At 65.5% G+C, this 12,003-nt stretch carries 11 protein-coding genes; 5 read left to right on the top strand and 6 right to left on the bottom strand.

Translation table 11 applies throughout. The features are described 5' to 3' along the window. The first annotated feature begins 11 nt into the window (after nt 1-11). From V7E00_RS10495 to V7E00_RS10480, 4 genes are all read left to right on the top strand, one after another. Nucleotides 12-1,112 (top strand): DUF47 family protein, encoded by a 1,101-nt coding sequence (locus V7E00_RS10495; RefSeq protein ID WP_333572606.1) that lies wholly within the window; start codon nt 12-14, stop codon nt 1,110-1,112. A 6-nt stretch (nt 1,113-1,118) separates the two neighbouring features. Next, nucleotides 1,119-2,132, top strand: coding sequence for an inorganic phosphate transporter (locus tag V7E00_RS10490; protein ID WP_333572605.1), 1,014 nt, complete (start codon nt 1,119-1,121; stop codon nt 2,130-2,132). A gap of 10 nt (nt 2,133-2,142) precedes the next feature. Next, nucleotides 2,143-2,379, top strand: a complete 237-nt coding sequence (locus tag V7E00_RS10485; protein WP_333572604.1) for a hypothetical protein — start codon at nt 2,143-2,145, stop codon at nt 2,377-2,379. Nucleotides 2,380-2,589: 210 nt separating this feature from the next. Next, nucleotides 2,590-5,388 carry a TonB-dependent receptor domain-containing protein gene (locus V7E00_RS10480; RefSeq protein ID WP_443019208.1) on the top strand — a complete coding sequence of 933 codons (2,799 nt, stop codon included), beginning with the start codon at nt 2,590-2,592 and terminating at the stop codon, nt 5,386-5,388. 690 nt (nt 5,389-6,078) lie between these two features. On the opposite strand, the gene V7E00_RS10475 is transcribed toward V7E00_RS10480, so the two are convergent. The 3 genes from V7E00_RS10475 to rplK all read right to left on the bottom strand — a co-directional run bounded on the left by V7E00_RS10475 (nt 6,079) and on the right by rplK (nt 10,056). Further along, nucleotides 6,079-8,718: a TonB-dependent receptor gene (locus V7E00_RS10475; protein WP_333572602.1), complete on the bottom strand. Its 2,640-nt coding sequence runs from the start codon at nt 8,716-8,718 to the stop codon at nt 6,079-6,081. Nucleotides 8,719-8,927: 209 nt separating this feature from the next. Beyond that, on the bottom strand, nt 8,928-9,620 hold the full coding sequence (rplA, locus tag V7E00_RS10470; RefSeq protein ID WP_333572601.1) for a 50S ribosomal protein L1: 693 nt from the start codon (nt 9,618-9,620) through the stop codon (nt 8,928-8,930). A gap of 4 nt (nt 9,621-9,624) precedes the next feature. Next, a complete protein-coding gene (rplK, locus tag V7E00_RS10465; RefSeq protein ID WP_093297642.1) occupies nt 9,625-10,056 on the bottom strand; it encodes a 50S ribosomal protein L11 in 432 nt (143 codons plus the stop codon). A gap of 305 nt (nt 10,057-10,361) precedes the next feature. Here rplK and V7E00_RS10460 point away from each other — a divergent pair, with 305 nt between their 5' ends. Beyond that, nucleotides 10,362-10,613 (top strand): hypothetical protein, encoded by a 252-nt coding sequence (locus V7E00_RS10460; RefSeq protein ID WP_333572600.1) that lies wholly within the window; start codon nt 10,362-10,364, stop codon nt 10,611-10,613. 3 nt (nt 10,614-10,616) lie between these two features. Here V7E00_RS10460 and V7E00_RS10455 read toward each other — a convergent pair whose 3' ends face one another. The 3 genes from V7E00_RS10455 to V7E00_RS10445 all read right to left on the bottom strand — a co-directional run bounded on the left by V7E00_RS10455 (nt 10,617) and on the right by V7E00_RS10445 (nt 11,914). Continuing rightward, the gene (locus V7E00_RS10455; RefSeq protein ID WP_333572599.1) at nt 10,617-10,790 is read right to left on the bottom strand and encodes a hypothetical protein; all 174 of its coding nucleotides are present in this window, start codon (nt 10,788-10,790) and stop codon (nt 10,617-10,619) included. A gap of 120 nt (nt 10,791-10,910) precedes the next feature. After that, on the bottom strand, nt 10,911-11,153 hold the full coding sequence (locus V7E00_RS10450; RefSeq protein ID WP_333572598.1) for a DUF6894 family protein: 243 nt from the start codon (nt 11,151-11,153) through the stop codon (nt 10,911-10,913). 32 nt (nt 11,154-11,185) lie between these two features. Next, on the bottom strand, nt 11,186-11,914 hold the full coding sequence (locus V7E00_RS10445; protein ID WP_333572597.1) for a Crp/Fnr family transcriptional regulator: 729 nt from the start codon (nt 11,912-11,914) through the stop codon (nt 11,186-11,188). Nucleotides 11,915-12,003: the final 89 nt, after the last annotated feature.

Below are 12,003 nucleotides of genomic sequence, written 5' to 3'. Positions count from 1 at the left end.
AGATCGCCGCCTTGCCCTATCGTACGCTCGGTTCGGGCGCCGATGCGTCCACGCAGGTGCTGCTGGTCACCTCGCGCGGGACCGGGCGCTGGGTGATTCCCAAGGGGAATCCCGGCACCGGGCTGAGCGCCCACGCCGCGGCGGTGCTGGAGGCGGAGGAAGAGGCGGGCGTGCAGGGCGTGATCTGCCCGACGCCGCTCGGCTCCTATCGCTATCGCAAGAAGCGCGGCAACGGCGCCTCGCTGATGGCGGACGTCGAGGTGTTTCCCTTCTCGGTCACGCGCGAGCTCGATAGCTGGAAGGAACAGGGGGAGCGCCAGCGCCGCTGGTTCGACCTGGCGGAGGCGGCCGATGCCGTCGACGAGCCGGACCTGCGCGACCTGATCCGCTCGTTCGGGCTCGAAGAGTTTCGCGCCGCCACGCGGCGCATGGGGGTGCTCGGCACCGTTGTCCATAAATCAAAGGTCAATCGCATGTTTGCGTGGTTCCAACGCCTGTTGCCCAAGTCCGGCAACTTCTTCGAGATGTTCGAGGCGCATGCCGCCACGGTGGCCGCCGGCGCCGATGCGCTGGCGCGGGTGCTGCAGGATGGCGGCCCCGATCATATCCGCGAAGTGATCGAGCGCGAGCATGACGCCGACGAGATCACCCGCCAGGTGCTGCAGACGGTGCGCGTCACCTTCCTCACGCCGTTCGATCGCGGTGCGATCACCGCGTTGATCGGGTCGATGGACGATGCGATCGACGAGATGCAGGCCACCGTGCGCGCGATCGACCTGTACGAGATCCGCCATTTCGAGCGCGAGATGAAGGACATGGCGGGCATCGTCGTCGATGCGGCGCGGCTCACCGTGGAGGCGATGCCGCTGCTGCGCGACGTCGCCAGGAACGGCGCCCGGCTGCACGAGCTGACCGAGCGGCTGGTCCGCATGGAAAGCCATGCCGACGACATCCACGCGGCGGGCCTCAAGCGCGCCTACAAGGAGATGGGCCCGCAGGACCCGCTGCAGTTCGCCGTGCAGCGCGAGCTGTACAAGCATCTCGAGCGGATCGTCGACGCGTTCGAGGATGTCGCGAACGAGATCGACGGCCTCGTCATCGATCACGCCTGATCCATCATGCATGAACTTGCCCTGCCGCTGCTCATCGGGCTGATTATCGTCGCGCTGGCGTTCGATTTCCTCAACGGCCTGCACGATGCGGCGAACGCGATCGCCACGGTGGTCGCGACGCGGCTGCTCAAGCCGGTCCATGCGGTCGCCTTCGCGGCGTTCTTCAACTTCGCCGCCTATTTCGTGACGATCGCCTTTCCGAGCCTGCACAAGGTGGCCGAGACGATCGGCAAGGGGCTGATCGACCAGAATCTGGTGACGCCCGGCGTGGTGTTCGGCGCGCTGGTCGGCGCGATGTTCTGGAACGTCGTCACCTGGCTGAAGGGCATCCCTTCCTCGTCCAGCCATGCGCTGGTCGGCGGCATGGTGGGCGCGGGCGTGGCGCATGCCGGGTTCGAGGGCATCCAGTGGACCGGGCTCAACAAGACGCTGCTCGCCATCGTGCTCTCGCCGACGCTGGGCATGATCCTGGCGATGGCGATCATGCTGCTGACCAGCTGGCTGTTCCGCCGGGCGAGTGCGAGCCGGGCGGAGCGCAGCTTCCGGGTGCTGCACCTGATCTCGTCGGGCGCCTATTCGCTGAGCCACGGCCTGAACGACGCGCAGAAGACGATGGGCATCATCACCGTGCTGCTCTATTCGACCGGGCGGCTGCACGGGACCTTCGAGGTGCCGCACTGGGTGGCGATCAGCTGCTATGTCGCGATCGCGCTGGGCACGCTAAGCGGCGGCTGGAAGATCATCGAGACGATGGGCTCGCGGATCACCAAGCTGTCGCAGCACCAGGGGTTCAGCGCGTCGATGGGTGGCTCGGTCATCCTGTTCGGCGCGTCGTGGCTGGGCATTCCGGTCTCGACCACCCATACCATCACGGGCGCAATCATCGGCGCAGGCACCGCCAAGCGCGCCTCGGCGGTGCGCTGGGGGGTGGCGAGCAACGTCGTCATCGCCTGGATCATCACGCTGCCCGCCTCGGCGGCAGTGGGCGCGCTGTTCTACGCGCTGACCCGACTGTTCTGAGGGGGCGGGGGTGGAGCTGGTCTTCGCCCTCGACCTCTTCCTTGCCGCCGCATTGTTCTGGGCCCTGGCGCTGCGGCGCTGGGAGGCCGCGGGCGGTGCGCTGCTGGCGCTCGCGGGATCGCTCCCGCTGTTCCTCCTCCTGCTGCGCGGCGAGTTCCGCGCCAGTGCCGCGCTGCTCTGCCTGACCACCCTGGCAGGCGGCGGGCTGATCCTCGTGCGCGGCTTCGCGGGCGACGGCCGGGCCTAACCCGCTGTCCGGGACAGCGTGTCTCCCAAGCAACACTATTTCAACCATCGTGTCCCCTGCGCAATCACCGCTTGCCAACAGCGCGGTCATGCGTCTGATTTGTTACAACGATAACGAGAGGATGTCGCACGGACGGCTTGGATCGAGGGGACACACATGCACGCATCGTACCGACGTACCACCTGCAGTCTCGCCGCACTTGCGCTCGCCATGGGGATGGCAGCGTCTCCCGCCTTCGCCCAGGAGGGCACCGCGCCGGGCGCCTCGGCCGGCAGCCCCGACGACATCGTCGTCACCGGCTCGCGCATCCGGCGCAGCCCGCTTGATCAGGACAAGCCCGTCGTCACGGTTGGCAAGGAGGAGATCGCCCGCACCGGCCTCACTGCGATCGCCGATGTGCTCCAGCGATTGCCCAGCGCCGCGGGCGGGCTCAACACCAAGGTCAACAATGCCGGCAATATCGGCGGCCCGCCGGACGGCACCGGCGTCAGCTCGGGCTCGGCCGAAGTCGACCTGCGCTATCTCGCCGCCAAGCGCACGCTGGTGCTGGTGGATGGCCTGCGCTTCGTCAACGGCTCGGCGGCGGGCGGCATTCCCGCCTCGGTCGACCTCAACACGCTGCCGATCAACCTGATCGAGCGGGTGGAAGTGCTGCAGTCCGGCGCGTCGCCGCTCTACGGCTCCGATGCGGTCGCCGGCGTGATCAACATCATCACCAAGCAGGCGCAGGAGGGCCTGCGCGCCTCCGCCCAGTACGGCGCCTATCGCCAGGGCGACGGCGACACCCAGCAATATGAGGCGAGCTACGGCATCCAGTCGCGCGCGACCGGCACCTCGCTGGTGTTCGGCGCGAGCTATGTGAAGCAGGGCGCGGTTTCCACGCGCGACCGCGACATTTCGCAATTCCCCAATCCCGGCCAGACCGCCTGCACCGATCCGGTTGGCGGATGCAGCCGCACCTCGCCCAACGGCCGGTTCGACGTGCTGGGGCAAAGCCTCACCCTGAAGGCGCCCGTCTCCGGCCGCCCGAGCTATCCTGCGGACTTCAAGAATTTCACCGCGGCCGACCGGTTCAATTTTGCCCCGTACAACTACCTGCTGACCCCGTCGGAGCGCTACGGCGCCTTCCTCAACTTCAAGCAGGCGCTGACCGACAACATCAACATGCGCCTCAAGCTGGTCTACAACCACCGCTATTCGCGCACCCAGGCGGCGTTCCTGCCGCTGGTGATCGGGCCCGATGCCGGCAACGGCAACCTGCTCGACGCCATCTCGGTGGATGCGACCAACCCGTACAATCCGTTCGGAGTCACGCTCTCCTCGGGGGCGAACGGCGGCGCGTCCAACTATTCGTTCATCGCCCGGCGCATGGTCGAGGCCGGGCAGCGCACCTTCACCCAGAATGTCGATACCATGTCGACCACGCTGACCTTCGACGGATCGTTCGAGGTGGCGGGGCGCAAATGGTATTGGGACGTGAACGGGGTGTACGGCGTCAACGATGCCAAGCAGCTGTTCACCGGCAACCTCAACGCCGCGCGGCTGGCGCAGGCGCTGGGTCCGGTCTCCGCCTGCACGGGCGCTTGCGTGCCGTTCAACATCTTCGGCGGGCTGGGTTCGATCACGCCGGCGATGCTCGGCTATGTTGCGTTCGACGAGCGCGACCGCAGCACCCAGAAGATGTGGGACACCACCGCCAATCTTTCGGGCAGCCTGTTCGACCTGCCGGCGGGCCCGGTGGGCGTGGCGATCGGCTATGAGCATCGCGACCAGTTCGCCAGCTACGATCCCGATCCGGTGATCGTCGCGGGGCTGGGCGCGGACGTGCCGACCAGCCCGGCCAAGGGCGGCTTCAACGTCGACGAATTCTACGGCGAGCTGCGCGTGCCCCTGCTGGCGGACACGCCCTTCTTCAACAAGCTCGAACTGGACGGCGCGGTGCGCCACTCCAACTATTCGTCCTTCGGCAGCAACACCACCTTCACCGCCTCGGGCCTGTGGAAGCCGACCGCCGACCTGCTGCTGCGCGGCGGCTATGCGGAAAGCCTGCGCGCGCCCAGCATCGGCGAGCTCTATGCCGGGCTGTCGCGCTTCGACGCGACGATCGACGATCCGTGCACCAGCGCGGCGGGCGGCGCCTTCACCTCCAACGCGACGGTGCGGGCGAACTGCATCGCCAATGGCGTGCCCGCGAACGGCAGCTACAACGAGCCGACCGGCGGCCAGCTCGGCATCTTCTCGCAAGGCAATGCCGCGCTGAAGCCCGAGACGGCGCAGACCTGGACCGCAGGCGGCGTCTACAGCCCGAGCTGGGCCAAGGGCTGGTCGAACGCGTTCAGCCTCGAGGTCAATTACTACAACATCAAGCTGAGCAACGCGATCGACTCGGTGCCGGCGACGCTGACGCTGCGGCGCTGCGCGTTCAACGCCGATCCGATCAGCTGCGCGGCGATCACCCGTACCCGCAACGGCAATGTCGCCGGAATCAGCGGCCGGCTGCTCAACCTCAACGCGATCAAGACCGACGGACTGGACGGCACCTTCACCTTCCGCAGCCGCAAGATCGGGGAGGGGACGATCGGCCTGAACGCCAACGCCGCCTATCTGCTGCGCTACGACGTGCTGCCGCCGGCCGATCTCGGCGCGCCGGCGCTGCGCTTCGCGGGCACCGAGCGCGGCAGCCCGGACCAGGCCTATCCGCGCTTCAAGGCCAATGCGACCCTCGACTGGTCGACGCCGGGCTACGGCATCTCGTTCACTGCGCGCTACATCAGCGGGGTGGACGAGCGCGACGACGAGCACCGGATGGGCGCGGTGTTCTACGGCGACTTCCAGGCCTATTTCTCGCCGGCCTGGATGAACCATCGCACGCGGCTGACGATCGGCGTGAACAACCTGTTCGATCGCGACCCGCCGCCGTGCTTCACCTGCGACAGCGCCAACTTCGACCCGACGACCTACGATCTGCCGGGGCAGTTCGGCTATCTGCGCCTGTCGTTCGGCTTCTGAGGAGGGGGGAAGGGCCGGGCACGATCCCGGCCCTTCTTCGCAGCGATCCGGGCTTCGCTGTGGCCACGGCGTGTCCGGACTTCGGACAGGTATCGTCTGCCTAGGCCGTGAACGTCATGCACGGGCGCCTCCGCCAGCGCGCCTGAATGTCAAGAAGTGGTGGTTAGCTGCCATTAGCACGGGCCGTGCCAAAAGACGCCTGGGCTTGGTTCTGAGTAACAGCCTTCCGGCATGGGGAGGTCGCGCTTCTTGCGCGGAACGTCATATCCCCACCCCCCATCAAAGTATGCCTTGGTTCTAACGTCGACACCCCAATGATAAACTGTGATTATCTCTGGTCGTAGTCCGCTAAGGACAGGAGGCCAGTCATCCTTCGGTACTCGATAGACCTTCCCGACGGCGACCGGGTGCTGTGTCATCAAGGCTTCAGCTTCCATCCTGATCGCTTTCAACTTCGCTGAATCAGACACAGGCCGATTGCAGCCCTCAAGGAGAGTCACGGTCGCCAGCGTGATGCACAACATCAAAGCATGTGTTGACCTGTTCATCTGGAGGATTGAAGCACATCCTACAAACGTCCGCTACTGGGCGGTTTCGGCCGCTCCGAGAATGTGGGTCACGGCTTGGAGCCAAAAAAAAGGCCGGGATCGCTCCCGGCCTTTTCCGTTTTCCTTGTTCCGCGCGACGGGATCAGAACTCCGCGCGTACCCCGAACAGGATGGTGCGGCCCCAATAGTTGATCTCGCCGAAGCGGTTCGACGCGTCGTTATAGGTGTAGAGCTTGGCGCCCGAAATGTTGATCGCCTCCACGCTGAGCGACACGTTCGGCAGCAGCTTGTAGCCGATGCTGCCGTCCAGCGTGCCGAACGGCGCGGTGTAGGTCGGCGCCTGGCTGGTGCTGCCGGTGCCCGAGAGATACCGGTCGCGCCACACATAGGAAAGGCGGGTCGAGATCGGGCCCTTCTCGTAGAAGCCGACCACGTTGAAGCTGTTCTTCGACAGGCCGATCAGCTGGTCGACGATCGGCCGCGCGCCGGCGGTGTAGTTCGCCTTGACCGAGGTGTGGGTGTAGCTCGCCTGCATGCCCAGCCCATCGAACGGCGCGGGGAGGAAGGTGAACACCTGGTTGTACCCGGCCTCGACGCCGTAGACCTTGGCCTTGCCGCCGTTCACCTGGGTGGAGAGCAGCACGTTGCTGCGGCCGGGGAAGTCGACATAGACGTTCTGCGCGGTGATATAGTCGTCCATCGCCTTGTAGAACACCGCGCCGGTCAGCGCGCCGCGCGGGTTGAAATACCATTCCAGCGCGCCGTCGAACTGGGTGGCGAGGAAGGGGAGGAGCTGCGGGTTGCCGCCGCTCGCGGTCGGCTGGTCGGTCGACAGCGTGATCTTGGGCGCGCTGTCGGTCACGTTCGGGCGGGTGAGCACCCGGCTCGCGGCGAAGCGGGCGATCAGCGTGCGGGTCAGCTCGGCCTTGAGGTTGAAGCTGGGCAGCCAGTCGTTGAACGTCTTGGGGTAGGCGACCGGCTTGGCGTCGTTGCCCGTGCGCAGATAGCCGGTGGCGTTCTGATCGGTGTGGACATAGCGGATGCCGACATTGCCGATCAGATCCACGCCGCCCAGCGTGGTGCCGTAATCGAGCCGGGCATAGGCCGAGGCGGTCTTCTCGGTCGTCTTGAACAGCGAGGCCTTGTCCCCAGCGGTGAGCGGCGCATTGGCAACGGCGTCGGTGAAGAAGAAGTTGTAATAGGCCGAGGTCACCGGGGCGAGCCAGGTGCGCGGCGTGTTGCCGGAGACGTTCTTCAGGAAGTCGTCATAGGGCAGCGGCTGCGAGGCACCCGCACCGAGCGTGCTGAGCGGCTGGCCGTTGAACTTGTCGACCGTGAAGTCGCGGCGCCAGTAATCGCGCTTGCGCCAGTGATATTCGGCGCCCACCGCCACCTTGCGGAGGAAACCGCCAACGTCATAGGCCGCGTCGAGCCGGGCGAACTTGTCCCAGTCCTTGCTGTTCTTCGGCGCGATGTTGAAGGTGTAGAGCTGGTAGTTGGCCGGATTGTTGACGTCCACCGGCGTGGTGATCGTCGGCATCACCTTGTAGCCGCCCGAGGCGTCATAGGTGAGCGGCGCGAAGAACATCGCGCGGCTGCGCACCGTGCCCTCGGCGTTGCTCGGGTGGAAGCTGTGCGCCGACGACCAGTTGAGGTTCGCCGTCACGTGGAAGCGGTCATGGTTCCAGGTCTGCCTGAGGCCGATGGTCAGCAGGTCGTGGCGGTTGAGGCTGTATTCGCGGGTGGCCATGAAGCGCACGTCGTTGATCGTCGCGCCGACCACGGTGTTGCCGTCGAGCTTGACCGAGGCGGGGACGATCACCGGCTTGTGGCCCGGATAGCTGGTGTCGTCGGGATAGATGTCGAGGCCGAACTCGTCATAGGCGACGTCCAGGCGCGTGGCGAGCACGTCGAGGCTGGTCTCGAGTTCGGGGGTGGGCCGCCACTGCGCCGAAACCATGCCGGAGATGCGCTTGCGATCCTCGGTCTCGATCGTCGGGCGGGTGCGCGCCGGGGTGTAGAGGCTGCCGTCGAGCTTGCCCTGGTCGTCCTTGGCGAACTTGCCCTTGTTCCAGCCGAAATTCATGAAGCGGTCGTTGCGGACTTCCTTGCCCCAATATTGCGCGCCGACGAGAATGCCGAAGGTGTCGCCGAAGGTGTGGCTGCCGATCAGCGTCGCGTTCGGCTTCACCTTCTTGGTCTGCGACGTATAGGTGCCGCGCAGATTGGCGGTGACCTTGTTGCCCACGTCGAACGGGCGGAAGGTGCGCACGTCGATGTTACCGCCCAGCGCGCCTTCGGTCATGTCCGAGGTGGGGGTCTTCACCACGTCGATGTTCGCGACGAACTCGGCGGGCAGCATCTCGAAGCGGAACTGGCGGCCATTGGCGCCGCCATTCTCGATCAGGTCGTTGAGCGCGACCGGGCGGCCGTTGAGCAGCGTGCTCTGGAACTGGGGCCCCAGGCCGCGCACCGAGACGTACAGCCCTTCGCCGCGCGGCCGCGTGATCGCGACGCCGGTGACGAGCTGGAGCGCTTCGGCGACATTCTGGGTGGGGAACTTGCCGATATCGGTGGAGTTGATCGAATCCAGGCCATAGTCGGCGCGGCGCTTCGCATCGGTCGCCGCCGCGAGGCTGCGGGCATAGCTGCCGCGCACCACGATCTCCTCGCCGCCCGCATCATCCTGCGGCGGAGTCGTCTGGGCATAGGCGGGGGCGAGCGTCGCCAGCGTGAGGGCGAGCGCCGAGGACGCGCGAAGCAGCGCGGTGTGCGGTTGCATGACTGGATTCTCCCTGGACCCTTATTGGTCTTGTGGGAGCGCCCCTAGCGAGGCCGAGAAACGTTACGGTGTCGGTTTGATTGCAATCGCGTGAAACGCGGGCGCCAAGCTGTTGCGATTTGATGACAATGTCGCTTGGTCCTGCGCGTACGCAAAAAGGGCCGGGGATCGCTCCCCGGCCCTTTCCGTTTCTCTGGTTCCCGAAGGACTTAGGCGGCGGCGACTTCGGCCGTGTCCACCTTCACGCCCGGGCCCATCGACGACGAGAGCGCGACCTTCTGGAGGTACTTGCCCTTGGCGCCGGCCGGCTTGGCCTTGACCACCGCGTCGACCAGTGCGTCGAAGTTGCGGCGCAGGTCTTCGTTCGAGAAGCTCACCTTGCCGATGCCCGAGTGGATGATGCCGGCCTTTTCGACGCGGTATTCCACCTGACCGCCCTTGGCGGCCTTGACGGCCTCACCGACGTTCATGGTCACGGTGCCGAGCTTCGGGTTCGGCATCAGGCCCTTCGGACCCAGCACCTTACCGAGACGGCCGACCAGGCCCATCATGTCCGGGGTGGCGATGCAGCGATCGAAATCGATCTTGCCGCCCTGGATTGCTTCCATCAGGTCTTCGGCGCCGACAACGTCTGCGCCGGCAGCCAGGGCTTCCTCGGCCTTGGCGCCGCGGGCGAACACGCCCACGCGAACGGTCTTGCCGGTGCCGGCGGGCAGGGTGACAACGCCGCGGACCATCTGGTCGGCGTGGCGCGGATCGACGCCCAGGTTCAGCGCGACTTCAATGGTCTCGTCGAACTTGGCGGTCGCATGCTGCTTCACGAGGGCGATCGCCTCGTCAACGGCGTGCAGCTTCTCGGCCGGAATCGTCCATGCCTTCTGCTTCTTGGTCAGCTTTGCCATGGAATCAGCCCTCCACCACTTCGAGGCCCATCGCGCGGGCCGAACCTTCGATGATCTTCGTCGCGGCTTCGATGTCGTTCGCGTTCAGGTCCTTCATCTTGACCTGGGCGATTTCCGACAGCTGCGAACGCTTGATCTTGCCCGCAACGGCCTTGCCCGGCTCCTTCGAGCCCGACTTCAGGTTGATCGCCTTCTTCAGGAGATAGGTCGCCGGCGGCGTCTTGGTCTCGAACGAGAAGGAACGGTCCGCATAGACGGTGATGACGGTGGGAAGGGGCGTGCCCTTCTCGACGTCGCCGGTCGCGGCGTTGAACGCCTTGCAGAATTCCATGATGTTCACGCCGCGCTGACCCAGGGCAGGGCCGATCGGCGGCGAGGGGTTTGCGGCGCCGGCAGCCACCTGCAGCTTGATATAGCCGGTAATCTTCTTAGCCATGTCACTCTCTTTCAAGTCGAGCGGTACAAGCGACGACCGTCAGGGCGCCTCCCGCATGGTTCCCGAGCTGATGTGCTTGGAAGCGCGCGGCCCTAGCGGAAAGGGGGCGGGAAGGCAAGGGGGCGGCGAAGGCGCCGTGTCGCGCCTCTACCATGCGTCAGGATGCGGAATTGTCGCAAGCCTTGATGGACATCAAGCCAGGGGCTCCGCGGCTGTAGTATAGGTAAATCACCGGAGGCCAGGGTCTGAGCACGGCGCCGGCTGACGGTCGTATCAAGGCTGCCGCTTGCGTAAGGAGGCCGCCGTTGAGCGAACCGCAACTGAAACCTGTCGCACCCAATGGACGGCTGATGCTAACGGGGGTGAGCAAAGGCGGGCCCGTGTCCGTTTCGCTTCACAGCAGCGCGCGCATGAAGCTCCTGGGCAACCGTATCGCCGAATTCGATCCCCTCGCGCCCGAGGTGTCCTCCCGCATCGTCCGCGCCGCGCAGCGGCTCATCGAGGCGGATGGCGCACACCCTCCCGAACTCGTCATCACGGCCCTCGATCTGGATTGAGCATCACAAACGGCGGGCGTCGTCGAGCCGGGGCTGATCCGCTTCGTCGATCTTCCGCAGCAGGTCGTCAAAGGTCGGGGCTTCATCGACCGGGCAGAAGCGGGTGAATGTCTTGCCAAGACGTTCAAGCTCCGTTGCGGGCACCAAAGCTGCGAGGACGGGATCTTGCGTGGACATGTTTTTCCTGCTCGCAGGCTGCTTCTCGCTCGATCAACAACCCGCGCAGCACTTGTGTCCGCGTCGTCGAACGCCTGCGCCCGGATCTGACACAAATGCGTTCGGACGCGTAGCTGCCCGTCAGCACTCGATAATCTCGACGGCCTCTGCAAAGCGTAGCCGGTCGATCACATCGCCCGCGTTGCCGCTGATCACGATGGTCCAGCCCAGGTTCAGCCGGCCTGCGCGTATCTCGCCGGTCATCACGTCCCGCGCGGTAGCGATGGCGTACGTCTTGGCATCTTCCAGGGATCCGCACTCGCGGCCCTCATGATCCTCGAGAAGACGGCGCCCGTCCTGGAGATGGAAAAAGTAGCGACCCATTCGGCTTGTATCCGTTTTGGTGCTTCGCCGGCTTATGCGGCCGCGTGGAGGTAAGCTGCGTTGAAGGCTGCTGCGCGCTTGAAGCCCGCCCAGTCCCGCACGCGGAGAACACCGGGAGACCGCTCGATCAGCCCTTCGTCGGTAAGCTCCCGCAGCATCCGGTTGACGTGCACCGCGGTAAGCCCGGTGGCGTCGCCGATCTGCTCCTGGGTGAAGGGGAGACGCATCCGGTCCACCGTGCCCAGTCCGGCCACTTCGCTTCGGACGATGAATTCGCACAGCATGTGCGCGATCCGGGTCTTGGCATCCCGCCGGCCGACATTGAGGACCCACTCGCGAAAGATCGAGGCGTCGACGAGCGCGTCGCGCCACAGTGCCGTGCCAATTGCGGGACGCTCGGCGATCAGGGCGCGAAGGCCGGCCATGGGCAGCCACACGAGTGTCGCCTCCGTCATCGCCTGCACCGAATGGTCCGCGCGTTCCAGAAACAAGTGCTGCAGGTCGAGAATGTCTCCCGCAATGTGGAAGGAAACAATTTGCCGGCCACCGTCAGCAGCCAGTTTGCTGCGCGCAGCATAGCCATCCACAAGAAGGCAACATTCCCGCGGGATGTCTCCCTCCCGAATGATATAGCGGCTCGCTCCCACATGGTTGACCCTGTGCGGTAGCGCCAGCAGTGAGGCCTCGTCTTCCGCGCTTATGCGCGCGATCCGTCTCACCTTGGAAAGCAGCGGCTGAAGCGGATGAGGGGTCGCGTGCATACTCCACTCTCAAGTTGACGAGCAGCAGGGAAAATCCATCACTTTGGAATCTGTTCCGACGAGGTAATCGTCAGAGCCCTGCAGGTTCC

Source organism: Sphingomonas sp. (genome assembly GCF_036731925.1).
Lineage (GTDB): Bacteria > Pseudomonadota > Alphaproteobacteria > Sphingomonadales > Sphingomonadaceae > Sphingomonas.
The sequence above is the reverse complement of the archived record's forward strand: the minus strand, read 5'-3'. Positions and strand labels throughout refer to the sequence as shown.